Genomic DNA, 20,799 nt, shown 5'->3' on the forward strand with positions numbered 1-20,799 from the left:
GCCCCGGAGCCGGATGGCGGAGGGGCCTGCGTGTGGATTCTTAACTTGTCTCTTTGTTCTTCGGTGAACGCCCTGTATCATAGTAATATAGAAAAGAATATAAGTCAATATGTGACGATAAACTGTAACTTTTATAAATACACTTTTAATGAAGGAATATGAATTGAAGTGCTTTTACGATGATTATGCTACAAGCACTTTTCGTACAGCTTTTATGGCGATAGGAACTCCAACAGTAGTGCTAAGGACGATTATACACAAGCAGCAAACATTTTGCCAATTTTGCTGATACCAAGTAGAATAACTATCATTCATAGCTGTAAGTTTTTCGGCGGTGGACATATCTTTAGCGGAAGTAATCAATTTTAATTTCTCGGTATAAAGCTCTTTAGACGTTTTTTGGGATTCAGTGAAAGCGTTAGAAATTATGAGGCTCATTTCATTTTGCAGGGAGCTTGGAATATTTGTGAAAGATGTGATTGACTTGTCGCTCATGTCAGTCCTCCTTTGGTGCGGGCCTTTATGTGATGTGGTATCTGCTTGACAATTCTTATTATAGCTGCTATTCTCTAATAAGTAAATATCAAATATGATATACAGACGACATAAATGCAGCAAAAAATGCGGAGAAATATATTATGAATGATATTGGGACAAAGCGGGCCTCTATTTGGTGCGAACGATTCGGCAAATTGATGGAAGAAAATGGATACACGCAAGAGTCATTTTTGAAAGAATATAAAAAGAAATATGGCGGTGGAACACAGGCAAATGTTAGTCGTTGGCTTGGCGTGGGCCGTATGATAAAAAAGGATGGAACGCCTAAAGCGATAGGCTTTCCATCTTACGAAAATATGTTAAATATCGCGGATTTCTTTGACGTAACAGTCGGATACCTTACTGGCGAAACGGATTTTGAAACATTTGAAATGGAAAAAGCGTGTAAGCAAATAGGAATAGATGAGGATACAGGGAAAGCTATTAAAGGTATAGTTACAGGAGAAAGCGTTGAACCGTTTGGGAAATATGAGGCAAAAGAACTTAGAGCGGTATTTAAATGCTTAGTAACAGCGAATAGTTTTCCTGTACTCATAAAAAAGGTCAGAGAGTATGCGGAAAATGTTTACTACATGAAAAATCCTATCAATTATTTGGAAATAGCAAAACAGAAAATTGGCAAAGACATAATAGACTTGGCAATTCAATGTATGGATTATCAAGTAGAACACGATGATGAATATGGGGATATTGACGATTTTAAAGAAAATGGCATCGAACGGACAGAAGAACTATCGAACGCTATCCGGATATTGAATGAAGCCGAGGACAAAGGTGGCGGAGAAGTGATGATGTGCGAGCGGGATGTTGAACTGTCAGAATATAAGTTGCAAAAAGTATACTTCGAGATAATAAAAGAAATTGTATCCGATAAGAATTTGCCTGAAATGACAATTCCACGAAATGAAGATATTAACTTGGCAAAAATAAAGTGTGGTAATTAAGCGTGTAACTTCAGAGGAAAAAACGTAACTCTCTTTTATACTTGTAATACGTATTCCGCGCAATACCGATGAGCTTGATACAATCGGCATCGCAGAGTGTGCCGTCAAAATCCTTGCTGTACTTCTTGATGGCATCCTTGCAAGCGGCAGCTTTCTTGACAATCAGCTTACGGCCTCGCTCCTGCCCTATCTGTTTTCCGTTTAATTTGGCAGTCAACATCCCCTCTCTGGTGCGCTGATGCAGGTCGTCAACTTCCTTTTGGGCCTGTGCAAAGGCAAGGCGTATCTGCTCTTTGGCAAGGTCAACGGTGTACTGGTTCAATGCGGCAATGACCGAGGATACAAAACTGTCAGTAGCGGCATTGCCTGTTTCCAGTTGGGTACTGATTTGCCGTTGGATGGTCTGGCGGTAGGTCTCTGTGTTGATATGAGGCTCTTTGAGAAAACAGAGCGTTACATTTTGGGCGTATAGGGCTTCGTACAGTTGGCAACCCTCGTCTGCATTACGGCTCATACGGGATACACTGTCAAATACAATAGTGTCGCCTGCTTGCACAGTGTGAAGCAATTTATCTAATTCTCTGCGGCCTTGATAGGTCGTGCCAGTATATACTTCGCGGATGATATGTGCGGTGGGGTACATTGATAGAATGTTACGGACTTGCCGTTCGATATTTTGCTGTGGCGTGGAAATGCGGCAGTAACCATATATCTGCATGGCAGTATCACCTCTGAGGCTCGTTAATTTTGATACTGGTAGTATACTTACTTTGTCATACGATAGCAAGCACTTTTAATACTACTTGTGCATAGCTTAAATTTGATACTGGAAATGATGGCGGTGGTCGCTTGTGTGACCGCCGCCATCGTTCTACTTTTCGGATGTGGCCGCAAGACTGCACCATGCGCAGGTTTTGCACTCGGCCATTTCCCCGCAAGGGGGAACGCCGGTATCTGGTTCGTATGGGCAGGAATGGTAATCGTATTGCATTGTAGTGCTCCTTATTAAAAGTGTACATATAAAAATGGCGGTCTACTCTCACTCGACCATTATCGCTGTTATTGTGACTTATTCGGTAACAACCATCTTTTCCATACAGTCGCCGCATATCAGGTTGATGACCTTGGTCGCTCGGCAACTATTGCCACATTTGGGGCAGATATATTTGCGGGTACTGCTTGGCTTTTTCGTTCTGGTTTCCGCTCCTGCACTGCTGTTGCCGCCCTTGGGGAGCGTTCCGAGTACATCCAGCAGGTTAAGGCTCTCGACCATCTGGAAATCTTGCCAGCCCTGCTCCTCTACAAAATCCAGAAGTTCAAGACCGGGGCTGGTAATTGTCCAACCATATTTGGGATGGTGTTCGACTTCCAGACCGTGGGTTTCTGCAATGTGCTTGAAATTCTTGTTGTGATATACGCCGTTATTGCTGGTGTCCTTTATACCGTGTTCGGCGCAATACTCGTGTACCATCTCATGGACTAACACGCCAGCCAGAAAAGCACACTCTTGGTTTAAGCTGGCAGAACTTATATTGATTTCGTAGCGCCGTTCTTCGCCTGTTTTCCAAACCTTACCAGTGGTGAAGTGCCCATACGCGCCAGCGGTCTTTTTCAAGCTGATAACGACCTCCGGCAATTCACCGTCAAAAAAGCGGCTATTAAGTGCTCGGAACATTTTCTCAAGCTGTCCTGCCACGCGGCTCGTTTTAATCGTCTGTTTCATTTTCGTTGTCCTTTCGTCTTAAAAGTTCACTTTTAAATCCCCGCCGAAGCGGTTTGCAGGTTTGGCCCCTGCCGGCGAAAAGAAAAAGTAAAGCCCACACCCCTGTGTCAACAAATCATGGAATATCGCAGCATCCCCGCAAAGTGCGAGAATATGCCGTGAAAGTTTGTTGACTAAAGGGTGTGGGCTTATATACTTTTTTGAGCGGCAGGGCCACGCTTCCCCGTCCCGCCGCAGCGGTGTACCGTACTATTTTTATTAAAAAATACGATATGTATATATTGACATGATGTATATTATATGCTATTATATACATAACGTATTGCATAACGAATTGTATTTCATCTCGTAAGGGGGCGTTCTGATGAACCGCTATTTCATTTCAGATAAAGAAAGCGACATTCTGATTACTGTCGCAACCAAAGTTTTCGGCTTGAAAATCGGAGACATCATCAATATGGCAATCAAAAACGAGTTCCTGCCGATGACAGAGCCGTTCCGCACAGAGGCAACGTTCATTTTGCAGTGCCGCGCAGAAAATAAATTGGATGCGTGGGAAATCAAGCAGTCAATGACACGCGGCATCAGGGCGTTAGGAACACGCCCGGTGTACGATGCAGACCGTTTACAGGGCTTTTTTGCCAGATACCATTTGCACGAGGACACAGAGAACTGCACCATAACAGAGAATGATGCCTTGTGGGAATCTGCTGTCGAGGTCTATGAGTTCCTCGGTAAACAGATTTCGACTGGCGGCATCAACAAAATTAACGGTGCTCGCTTGGTAGATGATATTTTTGCTGAGTGGGAGGTTCTGTGGGGCGAAAAAGCTGTGTACGATGTAATGGCAGCGCTTGCGTTTCGTTGTGAACCGAGCCTGCCGTTCAGCTGGTTTGACGGCATCCAGTTCCTTGTAGGAATCGAGCGTGATGCAATGGGACAGTGGTGCCGTTTGCCGAGTAGAAAAAAGTAAGACCTGACACGCCTTTGCGATAGTAAGGCGTACAGGTCGCAGCAAGGGCGGTGCTGAAATTCTGCGCGAAAGTGCAGAACTTGGGCACCGCCAATCTTATAGGGGCAGGAACGGCGAAAAGTCGTTCCGATGGGGGCCGCAGCCCCCACTGACGGCAAGCAGGTCTTGTCGGCAGCGGGGAGTCCAGAGGGGTCACGCCCCTTTGGCAAGGTAAGCCCGCAAGGGCGGTGGGAGTTTCCGGGGAAACTGCCATACCTTGTATGGCACATCAGTCCGCGACTAAATGCACTGCTTCGTTGTGCAGGGCATTTCAAGGCGTGGGCGGAGGGGACATGAACCCCGTAAAGGAAAGTGAGATTACAATGGCAAGTGTAGAGAAGTTTTCAGTGGGCGCAGTCCGCAATCAGCTGCGGCACAATCGCCGCGAAATCGAACATTCCGGCAATCCTGACATTGACCCGTCTCGGCAGGGGCAGGACTATGTTCTGTCCCCCGATAGGGGCATGACCGAGTATGACTATTTTTTGCAGCGCAAATCAGAACTGTATTGCTATAACCGCGATGACATAAAGGTTATGGCAGGCTGGGTCGTGACGGCTCCGCAGGATTTAGACCCGGAGCGTTTTGATGACTTTTTCTGCGCAACATACGATTTCTTAGCAAATCGCTATGGTGAGGAAAATGTCGTGCAGGCTATCGTCCATGATGACGAGGGTGGCCAGCCGCATTTACATTTCTGTTTCGTGCCTGTTGTCGAAGACCCGAAGCACGAGCAGGGTTATAAAATCTGCGCGAACGATGTTCTTGACCGCCGCGAACTGCGCAATTTTCATCCTGACCTGCAACGCTATTTAGATACCCACGGTTTAGAAGATGCCCGCGTTATGACGGGCGTGACCAAGCGGCAAGGTGGAAACCGCACTGTCGCGCAGCTCAAAGCGGAACGCGAACAGGAATACCAGCAGGAAGTAGAACGCCCCGCGCTGTATTTCGGTGAATCGTCCGGGCCGGAACTTCACTTTTGAGGTACAGCCATGAATCAGGCGGTAATGCTTATCAACTGCTATCTGTACGGAGCGACAGCAGTAATGCTCCTTGTGCTGGTACTGATAGTATATTTGCGCGGGCAGATGAATCATTTTCCAAATCCATTTGCAAAAAAGAATCTTGTGTATCGACATCCGGCGCAAGCAAAAGGGATTCTGTTTGGTAAGAAGTTTGGTCTGTTGGCCTACTCCCCCGAACAGGACGAGGGGCATATTCTTGTACTGGGGCCATCGGGTACGGGCAAAACAAGTGCTTTGCTGATTCCAACACTGCGAAGCTGGCAGGGTACGGCGCTGGTGGTGGATATTTCCGGCGATATTTCAGCTAACGTCAACACGCCAAACAAAATTGTATTTGACCCGACATCAGAAAACTGCATTCCGTATGATGTGTTTGCTTCAATCAATGCGGTAACGGATGAGACAGAACGGCAGGAGCGTTTGGAACAGCTTGCTTATCTACTGTTACCAGACAAAGCCAACGACAGCGAGGCAGGCATATTTTTTACAAAGAATGGCCGAAAAATGATAACGGCAGCGCTTATTTGCTACTACGGCATGGATTGGGGCTTTGTGGAAATCTGCGAGTTTTTTCTCGGTCACGATTGGCGCAGTTTGCTGAACGATATTGCAAAGCAGCAGAATCCGATTGCTAATATGTTCATTAGTTCCTTTGCAGGCGCGTCAGAGCAGAACACGGCGGGCTGTAAACAGGCGGCAGACGATGCCTTGAAACTGTTTGCCACAAACGATAAAATTAAAAATGCACTTAGAAAAGTGCCAAGCTATGAAAAAGCCATCAGCCCGGCTACGTTGGAAACCAGTAGCGTATACATCTATATCCCAGATGAAAAGCTCAAAATCTATGGCGACCTGCTGCGCATTATCACGGCGCAGTCGATGGAATATTTTTCATCCAGACCGATGGAAAACAAGCAAACGATTTTGTTTTGTCTTGACGAGTTTGCTTCATTTGGCAAGCTGCAAATTGTTGAAAGTCTGCGCAAGCTGCGGAAACGCAGAATTAGAATCCTTGTCCTGACCCAGTCGTTAGCCGACCTCGATATGATTTACGGTAAAGATGAACGGAAAGCTATGCTGAGTAACTTTAAGTTTACTGTTCTGCTCGGCTGCAAAGATGCCGAAACACAGGAATATTTCTCCAAAATGATTGGTGAAAAACATTCCCTATTGGCAACCGACCCCAACCAGAAACCACAGCCCATCATCAAGCCGGCTGACCTTGCACATTTGGAACAAGACCTATTTGTAATTTGCGATGACGGAGCAATCCGGCTGCGGAAAAATTTCTACTTCAAATAGTGCGTGACATCTACAATAATTTACGAAATACGGCAAAAAGCGGGTGACAAATGCCCGCTTTTTCGTTATAATAGATAAAAATATGTATCTTTGGCTGCAAGTCCGACTTATGGGATGGAGCATTTGCTACAATATACATAGGGTTAAAAAGTGTACTTGAAATTTGGAGGAATCACAATGCCGGATAACAAAAAAGAGCAGGAACGCGAAGAACTTCACCGCGCAATATGGGCGATTGCGGACGACCTGCGCGGGAGCGTGGATGGCTGGGATTTCAAATCCTACGTTCTGGGCATTATGTTCTACCGCTATATTTCCGAGAACCTGACGAACTACATCAACGCGGACGAAATCGCGGCAGGAAACGCGGATTTTGACTATGCCAAGCTGTCTGACGAGGAGGCCGAGCAGGCACGGGATGACTTGGTGCAGACCAAAGGCTTCTTTATCCTGCCGTCAGAATTGTTCGTAAATGTCCGTGCCCGTGCACCGCAGGACGATAACCTCAACATGACGATGGAGGCCGTCTTCCGTCATATCGAGGATTCGGCAAAAGGCACCGAGAGCGAGGACGACTTTGCCGGTCTGTTCGATGATATTGATGTCAACAGCAACAAGCTTGGCGCTACGGTGGCAAAGCGCAACGCAATGCTTGTTAAGCTGCTGGACGGCATCGGCGCGATGAAACTCGGTGAATACAAGGAAAACACGATTGATGCGTTTGGCGATGCGTATGAGTACCTGATGAGTATGTACGCCTCCAACGCTGGCAAGAGCGGCGGCGAGTTCTTTACCCCGCAGGAGGTCTCGGAACTGCTGACCCGCCTTGCCGTTGTGGGCAAAACCGAAGTCAACAAGGTCTATGACCCTGCCTGCGGCTCCGGCTCCCTGCTGCTGAAGGCGGCTAAGATTCTGGGCAAAGAGAATGTCCGGCAGGGCTTCTTCGGTCAGGAAATCAACCTGACGACCTACAACCTGTGCCGTATCAATATGTTCCTGCACGATATTGATTTTGATAAATTCAATATCGCCCACGAGGATACGTTGATTTCGCCCCAGCATTGGGACGAGGAACCCTTTGAGGTCATTGTCAGCAACCCGCCGTATTCTATCAAATGGGAGGGCGATGATAACCCGGTCTTGATTAACGACCCGCGTTTCTCCCCTGCCGGTGTGCTGGCCCCGAAGTCCAAAGCGGACTTGGCCTTTATCATGCACTCGCTGGCATGGCTGGCGACCAACGGCACGGCGGCTATCGTCTGCTTCCCCGGTATTATGTATCGCGGCGGCGCGGAAAAGAAGATTCGCCAGTATCTGATTGATAACAACTTTATCGACTGCATTATCCAGCTGCCCGGCAACATGTTCTTTGGCACCAGCATTGCGACCTGCATTATGGTGCTGAAAAAAAGCAAGGCGGAGAACAAGACGCTGTTTGTTGATGCCTCGAAGGAATTTGTCAAGGTCACGAACAACAACAAGCTGACCGAGGATAATATTGCCAAAATCGTGGCGTCGTTTGTTGACCGCGAGGATAAGGACTATTTCTGCCGCCTTGTGCCCAATGATGAGATTGCAACGCAGGATTATAACCTGTCTGTATCCACCTATGTGGAGCAGGAGGACACCCGTGAGGTTATCAACATTACGGAACTGAACGCAGAAATCAAGCGCATTGTAGCGCGGGAACAGGTTTTGCGTGACGAGATTGATAAGATTATTGCGGAGATTGAAGTGAACTAAATCGGTGTGATGACAGAGAAAAATGTTATGGGAGTCCGTTCAATGAATAAACTCGATTGGTCGAAAAATCTTCGAGGCGTTTACAAAAAGTGGATATGGGGAGATACATATAATTATAGTCGAATTTGCGATTACATTCAAAAAATAAATTATTGTATTCAAGACCTAAACAACGAGATAGAAGCTTTGGCTGAACCAACAATGAAAGAGGTTGTTTATGTCATAGTGCTTGTTGACTGGATATGTGAGGCGATAGAAGCAATTCAAAAGACGCTGCTTTGCGAAGTTGCCAATAACTACACATATAAAGAGGAAGAATCCATCCAAGAGGCGTTACGTTTTTTTAAAGCAATACGTTCGTTTGTTGTAGCGCATCCGTTATCTACAAACAGGCATAAAGATTATGGATTTGATGGGGATATGATTTGCGTTGATGTACGGAGAGAAAACACAGCAATAACAAGGATTTTTTCAGATTGTAAAGATTGGTATAAATTGGACTTCGCAGGTTTGCAGAAGCACCCACAAAAACCGCAAGCAGATTTTGTGCTATATGTATATTCAAAAAAAGAAGATGGAATGCAATATTTTAAGTACATAGGTGTAGAACTTAAGGATATATACCAGGTGGCAGAGTTACAAATTAAAAAACTATATGACCTTGACAAGTATTTGGAAGGCATAAAGAAAAAAGATTGCTTGGGTGGTGGAATATGAGTAACCTAAGAGAACTAATTACTGAATTGTGCCCTGACGGAGTAGAATATAAAAGTCTTGGAGATATTGTATCAATCGAGAGAGGAAAACGTCTCGTCCGTGAACAGCTTTCAGAAGAAGGAAAGTATCCGGTTTATCAAAACAGCATGACACCGTTGGGGTATCACACAGAATATAATTATGATGCAGGTACAACATTTATCATTGGTGCGGGTGCGGCTGGAGAAATTGGATATAGTAAAGTTAAATTTTGGGCTGCTGATGATTGTTACCCATTAGTATGTGGTGAAAACATATCTAGCCGATATATATACCACGCGTTGTTAAGAGAACAGCCGCGAATTAAATCGCGAGTACGAAAGGCAAGCATACCACGACTTTCGCGAAATTCTATAGAGCAATTGAAAATTCCTGTGCCACCGATTGAAGTCCAATGTGAAATTGTCCAGATACTGGACAATTTCACGGAGCTTACAGCGGAGCTTACAGCGGAGCTTACAGCGGAGCTTACAGCACGCAAAAAGCAGTATGAATATTACCGCGATACACTTTTGACTTTTGGTGTCCACAGGGAGGGAACATTTGAGACAAAGTGGAGAACGCTGGGAGAGGTTTGTGGCTTACAAGCGGGCAAAGCAATTCCGGCGATTGAAATATCCCCTGTACAAACTAAGGAATATTCTGTTCCGTGTTATGGCGGGAATGGGCTTCGTGGATATGTAAAAACAGCTAACCAGCAAGGAGATAAACCTTTAGTTGGGCGGCAAGGTGCGTTATGCGGAAATGTTTGCTATGCAACAGGTTCCTATTACGCTACCGAACACGCTGTTGTTGTATCAGATAAAGGATTTTTCAATAGCAGATTCTTATATCATGCGCTGGTTCATGCAAATCTTAACCAGTATAAGACCGCAGGAGCGCAACCGGGACTTTCTGTTGCAAAGCTGGAAAAAGTTAAAATTCCAGTGCCGGAAAAGGAAATCCAAGACCGAATTGCAAAAGTGCTGGATAACTTTGATGCAATCTGTTCTGACCTTAACATTGGTCTGCCGGCTGAAATCGAAGCCCGTAAAAAACAGTATGAATATTATCGGGATATGCTCTTGACGTTTGCTGCGGCTGACGACATAATCTTGACAGACAGACAGACAGACAGACAGACAGACAGACAGACAGACAGACAGACAGACAGACAGAGCCTAATTAAGCTCTTACAGTATGTGTTTGGATATGTAAAACTGCCTGTCAGCGATATTATTTATAGCCTGAAAACTGGCCTAAACCCGCGACAGAATTTCAAATTGAATGTAGGAGGTACAATTCCCTACATTACAGGAAAAGACATCTATAGCAATAGTGTCAATATTTCTGAAAGAACAGACCGTATTACAGAAGAAGCGCTGCAACTGATAAACAGGCGTGCGGCGTTACAGCCGGGATTGCTGCTCTTTGCGAGTACAGGGACCGGCACAGTAGGACGGATGGCAATAGTGCATGAATATCAAAATGACTGGGGCATCAGCGAAACACTTTATGCGATTAAAGCAGATGAAACTATCGTAATGCCGGAATTTTTGATGTATATGCTATATAGTGCAGATGCAAAAAATCAATTTGAGCCTAAAATTTCAAAGGGGTCTGTGCCGCATTTGAAAGTTGCAGACTTGCTCAATGTGTGTATAGCTGTACCTACACTTAAAAAGCAAAATGAAATAGTTTCGGTGTTGAAATACTTTGACACCCTTTGCAACGACCTCACCACCGGCCTCCCTGCTGAAATAGAGGCACGGCAAAAGCAATACGAATACTATCGGGACAAGCTCTTAACATTTAAGGAGTTGGGTGCATGAGCACTTACAATGTAGTTGCCGCCAGCAACGAAAGTACCGTTGTAACAGAATACGAACCGCAAAGCAAACGCTCTGACGCCTACCAGAGCGAGGCTGCGCTGGAGCAGGCATTTATCAGGATGCTGGAGGAGCAAGGCTATGCCTACCTCCCTATCCATGAGAACGCTGACCTTGTGGTAAACCTGCGCCGTCAGCTGGAACTGCTGAACAACTATACTTTCACGGATAAAGAGTGGGACTTCTTTTTTAAGGATAAAATCGCCAACGCGAACGATGGCATCAAAGAAAAGACCCGCCGCATCCAAGAGGATAACATTCAAAATCTGACCCGCGAGGACGGCTCTACGGTCAATATCACGCTGCTGGATAAAAAGAACATCCACAACAACCGCTTGCAGGTCATTAACCAGTATGTGGAGAATGGCGGCAACTATGATAACCGCTATGATGTCACGATTCTGGTAAACGGTCTGCCGTTGGTTCATGTGGAATTGAAGCGGCGCGGTGTGCCCATCAAAGAGGCGTTCAACCAAATCAACCGTTACCAGCGGGACAGCTTTTGGGCTGGTAGCGGTCTGTATGAGTATGTACAGATTTTCGTTATCTCCAATGGCACGAATACAAAATACTACTCCAACACGACCCGCGACAGCCATATTAAAGAGAGCGCCGGAACGACCCGAAAGAGCGGCAAAAAGACAAGCAACAGCTTTGAATTTACGTCCTTTTGGGCGGATGGGAAAAACCGCGTTATTCCCGACTTGGTGGACTTTACCCGCACGTTCTTTGCCCGCCATACGCTGCTGAACATCCTGACGAAGTATTGCGTCTTTACGTCCGAAGACCTGCTGCTGGTGATGCGTCCGTACCAGATTGCGGCCACCGAGCGTATTTTGTCCCGTATTGAAGTATCAACCAATTACAAGCAGACGGGAACGCTGGCCGCAGGCGGGTACATCTGGCACACAACAGGCAGCGGCAAAACGCTGACCTCCTTCAAAACGGCGCAGTTGGCGTCCAATCTTCCCTATATTGATAAGGTTCTGTTCGTGGTAGACCGCAAGGATTTGGACTACCAGACCATGAAAGAATATGACCGCTTTGAAAAAGGTGCAGCCAACGGCAACACCTCCACGCAGGTGCTGCAGCGCCAGTTGGAAGACCGGGACGCCAAGGGCAACCCGCATACTTATAAAATCATCATCACAACGATTCAAAAGCTGGCGCTGTTTGTTGCCCGCAATAAGGGACATGAGATTTTCCAAAAGCACGTTGTCTTGATTTTTGACGAGTGCCATCGCAGCCAGTTTGGCGATATGCACGAGGACATTGTCAAGTATTTTAAGAATTATCACCTGTTTGGCTTTACGGGTACGCCGATTTTTGCGGCCAATGCCAGCACGCGCGGCAAGCCCACGCTGAAAACTACACCGCAGGCGTTTGGCGGTGAGCCTGATGCAAACGGCAAAAAAGTCTTGCCGCTGCATACCTATACGATTGTTGACGCTATCAACGATAACAACGTTCTGCCGTTCCGTATTGATTATGTGGATACGGTCAACCGCAAGGCGGGCGTCGGCGATAAGCAGGTCAAGGCCATCGACACTGAAAAGGCACTTGCCGACCCGCGCCGCGTAAAGGAAATCGTCAAATACATCTTAGAGCATTTTGACCAGAAAACAAAACGCAACGGTAAGACGTATTCTTTCCGTGCGCTGCGCAATATCGAGGCAGTGGCAACCGATAAAACACGCGGGCAGGTCGCAGAAGTCAAGGATAGTGTGCGTCTGTCGGGCTTTAACTCCATCTTTGCGGTCAGCTCGATTGCCATGGCAAAGGCGTACTATTTGGAATTTAAGCGCCAGATGCAGGACTTGCCCGAAGCAAAGCGCCTGCGCGTGGCAACGATTTTTAGTTATGCCGCCAACGAGGACGTGGAAGATGCCAACGGCCTGTTGGGCGAGGAAAACTCTGACGACACCAGCCAGCTTGACGCAAGCTCGCGGGACTTTTTGGAGTCTGCAATCAAGGATTATAATGCACTTTTTAAAACACATTATGATACCTCGGCCGACAGATTCCAGAACTATTATAAAGACCTTTCCCTGCGCATGAAAAACCGCGAGGTTGACATCCTGATTGTCGTAAATATGTTCCTGACGGGCTTTGACGCTACCACGCTAAATACGCTCTGGGTGGATAAAAACCTCGTCATGCACGGCTTGATACAAGCGTTCTCGCGCACGAACCGCATCCTGAACTCCGTAAAGACATACGGCAATATTGTCTGTTTCCGCAATCTGGAGGAAGAAACCAACAAAGCCATTGCCCTGTTTGGTGACCGCAATGCGGGCAGTATCGTTCTGCTGAAAAACTATAAAGCCTATTACGATGGCTATGACGAGGACGGCAAACACCACGACGGCTACGAAGACCTGATTGCCAAGCTGCAAGCAAAGTTCCCGCTGGGTCAGCCCATTGTTGGAGAACAAAACCAAAAGGACTTTATTGCGCTGTTTGGCGCAATCCTGCGGCTGCGAAATATCCTTACCTCGTTTGACGACTTTGCGGGCAATGAACTGCTCTCCCCGCGCGATATGCAGGACTACCAGAGCAACTATATTGACCTGTACCAACAGCTGCGGTCACCAAAGCCGGATAAGGAAGTCATCAATGACGATATAGTCTTTGAGATGGAACTTATTCGTCAGGTGGAAATCAACATTGACTATATCCTTATGCTGGTTGCCAAGTATCACGATAGCAACTGCGAGGATAAAGAAATCCTTGTTGACATCCGCAAGGCCGTGGACTCCAGTATGCAGCTGCGCAGCAAGAAAGACCTGATTGAAAACTTTATCGCAACCGTCAATACGGCCACCAAGGTAGATGACGACTGGATAAAGTTCGTCACCGAGCAAAAGAAAACCGACCTTGATACACTTATCGCGGAGGAAAAGCTCAAGCCGGATGAAACGCGCAAGTTTGTGGATAACTCTTTCCGAGATGGCATATTAAAGACTACCGGCACAGATGTTGACCGCATCCTGCCGCCGGTCTCGCGCTTTGGCGGCGGCAACCGAGCGGCCAAAAAGGATGGCATTATTGCAAAATTGCAAGCGTTCTTTGACAAATACTTCGGGCTTGTGTAATTCTTTTAACGCACTTGCGTTCTGTGCAAAATTGTGGTATAATATAAATGTAAACTCGATAAGTGTATAAAGACTTGTTGGGTGTCCGTTAATCTAAAACTGAATAATCATACTGAATGGTAAAGCTCTAAGGAGCCAGTACGAAAATTGCGACATTATCTCTACGGGGATAGTGTAAGCAGCGTTTGTACTGGCTCCTTTTTTTGTACCTTGAAAACAAAATAACAAGCAGCATCGGCAACCCTAAGATGGCTGACAATCGCAAAATGGTTGCAACATGTCAAGGCTCAACTTGCCGGAAGGCGCTAACTTCCGTTGCCGAGAAGAACGCTTACGGCAGTTTGGCGTTCAGTCTCCAGAACGAAAGGAACTTACCCACTGCCGCAACTTTACGGGACGGTCTGAACTTCTCCCGCAAGCAGTGCTTCACTTCGGCCAAAGGAAGGCCCTGCCCTCTGTAGAATGGTTACGGGAAAGCCGCAAACTTTTGGTGGTAAGGTAAGCATATTCAGCAAGCCAGAACGGCAAGACAAAGCGGTAACTACTACTTCGGCAGATTACTTATAGTTTCCTATTTGTCTCGCGGAGCGCGGAATCATAGGAGACAATAAGAGTTCTGCTGGTGATTCTTATTTATTCCTATCTTCCCCCGCAAGGCGCGAACTTATATAGGAGCAAATAAGAGGCAACAAACTGACAGCAGAGATTCTGCGGGTTGGCTGTATGTTTCCCGCGACATTTCTTATTTTATCAATGATATTTCATGAAATGAATTAACATTGAATAGATAAGAAGAGAGACTTGGCATTTGTGAACGAAAGACTTGAAAAATATAGCGATATATAGCCGTATATTCTGCATGGAAATATATGGAAATGAAACAAAAAGTATCATGGAATCACCCCTTAAGTATCAAAGGAGTAATGTAATGAAGAAACAAAATGTTGAAACGATTGTTCTGAAAAACGCTAAAACTGGCGTGGCTGAGAAAATCCAGCACGAGTGTCACAACACTGGATACGGGACAAAGCACTTTTGGAAAGCCGATGCTAAGTTCTTTGAACTTCTTTCAAACTTTTCTGCTGCGGAAAGCAAGGTGTTGGCATACATCTTGCAGGAAACACAGCCGACGAAAAATAAATTCGTTGGGGCGTACAAAACGATAGCAAGAAAATTGAATTGCGATGTCGTAACAGTACGTAATGCAGTGAAAAAGATGCAGGAAAGTGATATGCTGGCAAAGACTGAGGATGAAAGAGTTTGGATGATAAATCCAAGGCTGCTTGTTAAAGGCGACATTTATGTGCAAGCACGGCTAATGTCGGAATATGACACTCTGCTTAACCGCCCGTTAAGTGATTTACTTATAACGGATGGCGATGGCAATGACCCGTTATTTTTGCCGCGAGAATATTCGACACCAGAAAGCATAAGCAATGTAAAAATGAATTTTTTTAAAGTGTATGATTCATTTTTTAGAGTTGTTTCCGGACTGGGCGGAAAGGAATCACTGGTGCTGGATTTTCTGGTATGTGCAATGCAGAGCGGTAACAATATGTACGTTGGAACAATGAAAAAGATTGCAGTAAATATCAATAGCTCGAAAGCCACCGTACAGAGAGCGATGGACTCCCTTGCGGATAAGGGGTTTGTGGCAATGCAACTTGATGGCGTTTGGCTGATTAACCCATCAATGGTAATCAAGGGAAATCGTAGTAAAGAAAAGGTACTGATGGATAAATTCATCTTGATTCAAAGGGAATACGATGAGAAGAGAAAAGCACGTAAAAATAGTAAAAGAAAGGAGGCAGATAAGGAAAAAGCAGCAGCATAGATATGCAGCTGCCATTATAAACTATGGCCGACAGAATCATTGCCCTTACTGTTTCACCCATCTTGCCACAGTCTTTGCGTCCGTGCCGTACAGCTGCGCTATGTGGTACATGCTGGCTCCTGATTGATACATTTCTTTCATCTCGGCCTTATAGTCTAGCACGGCATCGGGTGCGTGCAGCAGGTCATAGAGAGTCAGTCTCAGCAGAACGGCAAGTTGCAGAACATATCGCGGCGCAACGGACTTGTTGCATAGTGTGGCGTGCAGCTGCTTTGCGGATATGTCAGTCGCAGGAACATAACTGCCATATAGGTTTAAAAGTGCATTTTCGATTTTGGTGGCGTATGTACGTCCCCCGGTCAGGGAGCGCCAGCCACGGGAACGTAATGCGCAGTCAAGGACGGCGTGGTAAACAGAGCCGTCACGATAATCAAAACTTGAATCTAAAGTATCATGCAATAATGAATCTAACGCCAGCAGACAGCCCGGTACGGGTTCTGCTGACTGCTTTTTTAGCTGCATAGTGAATGATGCGGGAAATAGTTCTTGCTGTCGTGTGCTATTGTATGCGACATCGGTATCGACTAGCCAGCAGCGATGCTTGGTGCAAATTTGCATATCCGGCAGTTGGTGGCTGCGATGCCAATAAGGCTCACCATGCAACTGCAAGTCCTCTTGATAGCAGACGGGGCAATAGCGCATTACGGAGCAATGATTTCCGTTGGCTTGTGAAATGCCCATCCGATGTACGGTTAAAGGATTGCCATTGACAACATAGGCATAGGTGGAACGCTTACGCTGCGTAGGGAAAAACCGCGCGTAATAGGGATAAAATGTGTGCTGCATTACAACATCCTTTGCAGACAAGAACCCTTGCGGAAGCTGTGCCAACAGCGTATTTATAGGCCCGCAGAGCATTAGACTGGGAGCACAGAAATTGTCCCCATATAGCTGCCGCAGGGTGTGCTTAGCACAGTAGTTGCCACTGTGAACATGGTAGCGGCAAATGACGCTGTACCATAGTTCATCAGGGTACGGCGAGGGAAAGAAGCTAATCATATTGCTACCTCGCCCTTGATATACTCAGCATAAGCAGATACAGGTGATTCGCCGCACTTTTTCGCTTTTTTGAGCAGCACCCGTATATCGTTTCCAACAATCTTGGTGGGGGCTACAGAACCTACAGATACCTCCGGCGTGGTCTTTGCCTGCCGCTTAACAATGGGCTTGGCGGAAAGCTCGCTTATGTATTCTGACACCATCTCCAGATTTTTTATAAATGCACTTTCAAAAACCTCTAAGTCCAGCTTTTCGCGTCCGTCAAGGATGGCTTGCTTTTGGGCATTATACAGCAATTTGGAGAGTATATCCGGGATGCCCTGTGTCTTGCGATACAGCCAGTTTGCAAGCTCGGGTGTCAGGTCGGTGGCATACTGTGTGTATTGGTAATGCCATAGCCCGTGCAGGAGTAACGAAAATTCCTTATCGTTGGGCAGCCGGTCATAGACAAGCCCGGTGGTACGCCGTGCAGAGCGAAACTCCTGCTGCAATACCTGCAATACGCGCGGTGTTCCGACCATGCAGACGCTTACCCCTGCCCCGTTGATAAGGTGGACGAGAAAATTTAAGAAACGTATACCGCCATCGCTTTTGCGGTAGGCAATGTTCTGCAGCTCGTCTATCACCAGTAGCCCAATATGATTGACCCGCACGATTTGATTAAGCTGACTGACAAGGACATCAATGCTCAACCTGCGCGATAGGGCATCTTTTTGATAGGTGGTTCCAATCAAACTGTCGATTTGCAGGTAAATATCCAGTATCAGTGCTTTAATGGACGCATCGTGCGGGGTCTGCACAACCAAGTACGGGATTTGGTGGCAGTAGAACTTTTGCCCATGATACTCAGTGTGCTCAATGACCTGCGGATATAACGATAATACACGTTGCAAGGCGGTTGACTTGCCAAGACCCGACACGCCGACTACAGAGAAAGAATTGCCGCCGCCGATGGATGCGGCAAGAGCATTGCCGTGCATCAGCGAGTAACCGTTCTGCATGGCGGCAGCTTCGCTGTGGATTGAATACTGCCCATAGCAATGCTGCATAGCAGTGTAGATTTCACAGTATAAGTCAATCGTCATGGATAGGGGCTGGTAAAACTCATATAGCGAGGACAACAGCTGCAAACGTTCCCCGGTGCTGCGGTCACGGTCACTATCGTTATAGGGTGGGATGACTGCCAAAGCATGAATCAAGTCTTTGCCGGACAGCATCGGAGGCAAGGCTTCAATAAAAGGATTATTGTCGTAGAGCGGATTTGCAATATAATCAGCGTGCATCGAAATCGTCCTCCTGTTGCTCTGTCAGTAAATCCATCAGCGATACGCTTTCTTGTTTGCGGGCTGTACTGCGGTTTCGCTGTATCTGCTTGCTGATATTACTGCGGTCTGGCGTTGTACGTTCGGAGCGGTCTGCAATGGCTTGTATATCGCTCATGAGGTCGAGTTGTGCCTGCAATTCCTGCTTTTTCCAGTCGGTACGTTCTACTTTTTCCTGCTGTTGTGCGTCTGCAATTTCCGCCAGTGATTTGCCCAGATAGGATTTTTGCACCAAGTCAAAAGCCGAGTAAGTGCCGTTTTCATACAACCACACGGTATCCATACATTCCGGCGCATAGGCAACCTGTACAGTTTCCCGTCCACCGAGACCGGCAGCGACAAAACGCTTTTTAAAAGTGCAGTTTGAAAAACGCAGGCCGAAAATTTCCAGACCGCGCTGCGTGATTTTCCCCTCGGCACGGGGCAACAGCGTATAGAGTAGCTTTTTGTCTGTGGCCTCATGCACAGGGCAATCATCCTGTGTATCGCAGAACGACCAGATACTTGCAGCCAGTGGCGGCGTGTTGGATTCTATCATGGCGGGAGTGCGGGTAAAACCTGTCTGTACAGATTTCGCGTTGTAGAATAGGACGCAGCGCAGAACAACGGCAGTAAATTGTTCCAAATCCAGTGTGCCTTGCCTGCGATAGTCCGGTGCACCGCGTTCCTGCGTATCGGATTCGATGACACCCTTGCCTTTAAGTAGCGGCTTGTAGGCACTCTGAACCAAATCAAACAGTTTTTCAACTACACCTTTTAAATCTGGCCGATAAGCGGGAAGATTTTCAATTTCAATATGGTAACTCTCGCACAGGTTTTCCAGTGGGCCGCTGATGAATTCACTGCCTCGGTCTGTCATAATTTTGGTGGGCAGATGATGGCTCGGCCAGTCCTGCGGGTCAATGTCTATCCCGTGCTGATGGCAAAAACTGACCTTATCCGTAAAAGTGTTCTGGAGCAGCAGGCGCAGTGCATATTGTCCGCCCTCCAGACCGACATATACGCCAGTAATCAGGCGGCTATAGGCATCGACCATTGTGTAAATGACAGGTCGACCAATGGGTTTGCGGGAAAGGCGGCTGACAATGTAGATGTCGGCAATGGTGGCATCAGTCATGTACACACCAATAGTATGCGCGTAATCGCAGACCGAGCCGGTAAACGGACGGTGATTGCGCTGGTAGGCTTTAAGCCCCTGTCTGCTGATGGTCTCACTGATGGGGTCACGGTTCTTGCGAAAGAAATAGCGGAACTGCCAGAACGTGGGATATTCCGGCTTCAATGTGCCGTGTGTGTCGCAGTATTTCGCCCGTAGCATCATCTTGTAGGCAGTCTGCAAGCTCTGCCGCTGTGGGGTGTAGTAATACTTGTTCAGTGCCCAGCGGATGGCCTTTTCATCGGCAGTAAGCTCATGTTGTTCTGGCGCGGGACGTTCTGCGGGTAAAAGTGCATTTTTACTTTGGTATACCCAATAGCGCCAAAGGTATTGGAGTACCGTGCGGCGGGCAATGCCATGCTCGGCAGCAATCTGGCGGACAACCTCGTTGCGATGGGATTTATCATAGATACAGGCATCCTCCAACAGTGGCGCAATCAGGTCGAGCTTGCGATTGCGCCCATCGCGCTGGCGGTTGGTGATGTCCTCGTCCAGAACAAAAACAGAGTATGTTTCGGCAGGGACGGGCTGTAATTCTGCAAGCAAATCCGATGCAACGGGGTACGGCATCCGAAAGTGTTGGCAGCTGACAACATAGCTCTGCTCTTCTCTGCAAAGCAAAACGCGGACGTGTTCGCCGCTTTCAGCGGCAAGGATGTCAAGATTCCTCATGGCTGGTATCCTCCTTGTCGATGATGATACCCCAATCGGAGATGCCTTGCTGCTGCCAGTATCGGCGGGACAGTTCCAGTTTTTCAGCAACCGAGGGACGGCTTAAATAAGACCGAAAGACAGCCTCACGGACTGCCGTGTGCCCATCGTCATAGTGCAGAACAAAATCTGTGGTGTAGGTTTCGCAGGGTAGATTCAGGTCATTAGCAGGAATATCATTGCAGAGGATGGGAACATTACATTCAATTTGAAAAATTGCCGGTTCTGCATCCAGCATTTTCGCGGCGGCAAGCTGCACTTTGTCATACAGACAGCAGACGGCCTTACATTTGGTGAGCATGATTTTGGTACAGCGTTCTTTTTGAACTTGTTTTCGCATTTTTGACGCTCCTTGTTGTAAATTTGGGGCGTCCGTTCACCGAAGAAAAAGGAAAATCACCTGTGTCCTTTTGAGGCAAACTTCCGTTCCACATTTTCCAAAAATCGAACTGAAAAGAGCGAAATTTGGAAAAAGTGGAATTTTAGTGTGCCTTTTGGAAAATCTTGAATTTTTGCTTGCCTCATGGATTTATCGCTGTGATGGAATAAAGACGTAGTAAGAGGCAAAACAGGATTCCACATTTTCCGATTTTGCATTGACCGTACTATATGCGCGGGCACACGAAAAAATCCAGAAAGGCGCAGAGAAAATCAAGACAGCGCATAGGCGCTCGCTCCACTCCGTTCC

General features: G+C 46.8%; 16 protein-coding genes and 1 pseudogene. 10 read left to right on the forward strand and 7 right to left on the reverse strand.

The genetic code is table 11. The annotated features are described in order from the left end of the window. Positions 1-183: 183 nt before the first annotated feature. Positions 184-495 carry a hypothetical protein gene (locus GPK89_RS08045; protein WP_215692366.1) on the reverse strand — a complete coding sequence of 104 codons (312 nt, stop codon included), beginning with the start codon at positions 493-495 and terminating at the stop codon, positions 184-186. A 143-nt stretch (positions 496-638) separates the two neighbouring features. Between GPK89_RS08045 and GPK89_RS08050 the strand changes: the two genes are divergently transcribed. Beyond that, a complete protein-coding gene (locus GPK89_RS08050) occupies positions 639-1,502 on the forward strand; it encodes a hypothetical protein (RefSeq protein WP_215692367.1) in 864 nt (287 codons plus the stop codon). A gap of 10 nt (positions 1,503-1,512) precedes the next feature. On the opposite strand, the gene GPK89_RS08055 is transcribed toward GPK89_RS08050, so the two are convergent. Further along, the gene (locus tag GPK89_RS08055) at positions 1,513-2,220 is read right to left on the reverse strand and encodes a recombinase family protein (RefSeq protein ID WP_215692368.1); all 708 of its coding nucleotides are present in this window, start codon (positions 2,218-2,220) and stop codon (positions 1,513-1,515) included. A gap of 351 nt (positions 2,221-2,571) precedes the next feature. After that, positions 2,572-3,225 carry a SprT-like domain-containing protein gene (locus GPK89_RS08060; RefSeq protein WP_215692369.1) on the reverse strand — a complete coding sequence of 218 codons (654 nt, stop codon included), beginning with the start codon at positions 3,223-3,225 and terminating at the stop codon, positions 2,572-2,574. A 364-nt stretch (positions 3,226-3,589) separates the two neighbouring features. On the opposite strand from GPK89_RS08060, the gene GPK89_RS08065 reads away from it, so the two are divergent. From GPK89_RS08065 to GPK89_RS08100, 9 genes and pseudogenes are all read left to right on the forward strand, one after another. Continuing rightward, positions 3,590-4,198 (forward strand): hypothetical protein, encoded by a 609-nt coding sequence (locus GPK89_RS08065; protein WP_215692370.1) that lies wholly within the window; start codon positions 3,590-3,592, stop codon positions 4,196-4,198. Between the two features lie 332 nt (positions 4,199-4,530). After that, positions 4,531-5,223 (forward strand): plasmid recombination protein, encoded by a 693-nt coding sequence (locus tag GPK89_RS08070; RefSeq protein ID WP_215692371.1) that lies wholly within the window; start codon positions 4,531-4,533, stop codon positions 5,221-5,223. 9 nt (positions 5,224-5,232) lie between these two features. Next, a complete protein-coding gene (locus tag GPK89_RS08075) occupies positions 5,233-6,567 on the forward strand; it encodes a type IV secretory system conjugative DNA transfer family protein (RefSeq protein ID WP_215692372.1) in 1,335 nt (444 codons plus the stop codon). A gap of 177 nt (positions 6,568-6,744) precedes the next feature. Further along, a complete protein-coding gene (locus GPK89_RS08080) occupies positions 6,745-8,310 on the forward strand; it encodes a type I restriction-modification system subunit M (protein ID WP_215692373.1) in 1,566 nt (521 codons plus the stop codon). Positions 8,311-8,352: 42 nt separating this feature from the next. Next, a complete protein-coding gene (locus GPK89_RS08085; protein ID WP_215692374.1) occupies positions 8,353-9,027 on the forward strand; it encodes a hypothetical protein in 675 nt (224 codons plus the stop codon). Beyond that, positions 9,024-9,590: pseudogene (locus tag GPK89_RS16750) on the forward strand (restriction endonuclease subunit S); the annotation flags it as partial. The gene GPK89_RS08085 and the pseudogene GPK89_RS16750, both read left to right, overlap by 4 nt. Further along, complete coding sequence (locus tag GPK89_RS08090; RefSeq protein WP_430750601.1) at positions 9,579-10,877, forward strand: restriction endonuclease subunit S; 1,299 nt, start codon at positions 9,579-9,581, stop codon at positions 10,875-10,877. The pseudogene GPK89_RS16750 and the gene GPK89_RS08090, both read left to right, overlap by 12 nt. After that, the gene (locus tag GPK89_RS08095; RefSeq protein WP_215692376.1) at positions 10,874-14,029 is read left to right on the forward strand and encodes a type I restriction endonuclease subunit R; all 3,156 of its coding nucleotides are present in this window, start codon (positions 10,874-10,876) and stop codon (positions 14,027-14,029) included. The genes GPK89_RS08090 and GPK89_RS08095 overlap by 4 nt, the downstream gene beginning before the upstream one ends. 928 nt (positions 14,030-14,957) lie before the next feature. Further along, positions 14,958-15,863 (forward strand): replication/maintenance protein RepL, encoded by a 906-nt coding sequence (locus tag GPK89_RS08100; protein ID WP_215692377.1) that lies wholly within the window; start codon positions 14,958-14,960, stop codon positions 15,861-15,863. Between the two features lie 45 nt (positions 15,864-15,908). On the opposite strand, the gene GPK89_RS08105 is transcribed toward GPK89_RS08100, so the two are convergent. The 4 genes from GPK89_RS08105 to GPK89_RS08120 are packed head-to-tail and all read right to left on the reverse strand — an operon-like array spanning position 15,909 to position 20,451. Next, positions 15,909-16,922: a TniQ family protein gene (locus tag GPK89_RS08105; RefSeq protein ID WP_215692378.1), complete on the reverse strand. Its 1,014-nt coding sequence runs from the start codon at positions 16,920-16,922 to the stop codon at positions 15,909-15,911. Beyond that, positions 16,919-18,205 carry an ATP-binding protein gene (locus GPK89_RS08110; protein ID WP_215692379.1) on the reverse strand — a complete coding sequence of 429 codons (1,287 nt, stop codon included), beginning with the start codon at positions 18,203-18,205 and terminating at the stop codon, positions 16,919-16,921. Before GPK89_RS08110 ends, GPK89_RS08105 begins: the two co-directional genes overlap by 4 nt. Next, positions 18,195-20,072, reverse strand: a complete 1,878-nt coding sequence (locus tag GPK89_RS08115) for a DDE-type integrase/transposase/recombinase (RefSeq protein WP_215692380.1) — start codon at positions 20,070-20,072, stop codon at positions 18,195-18,197. The genes GPK89_RS08110 and GPK89_RS08115 overlap by 11 nt, the downstream gene beginning before the upstream one ends. Then, a complete protein-coding gene (locus tag GPK89_RS08120) occupies positions 20,059-20,451 on the reverse strand; it encodes a TnsA endonuclease N-terminal domain-containing protein (protein ID WP_215692381.1) in 393 nt (130 codons plus the stop codon). Before GPK89_RS08120 ends, GPK89_RS08115 begins: the two co-directional genes overlap by 14 nt. Between the last annotated feature and the right edge of the window lie 348 nt (positions 20,452-20,799).

It is taken from the genome of Gemmiger formicilis, from assembly GCF_018784445.1.
In the GTDB taxonomy this organism is placed as follows: domain Bacteria; phylum Bacillota; class Clostridia; order Oscillospirales; family Ruminococcaceae; genus Gemmiger.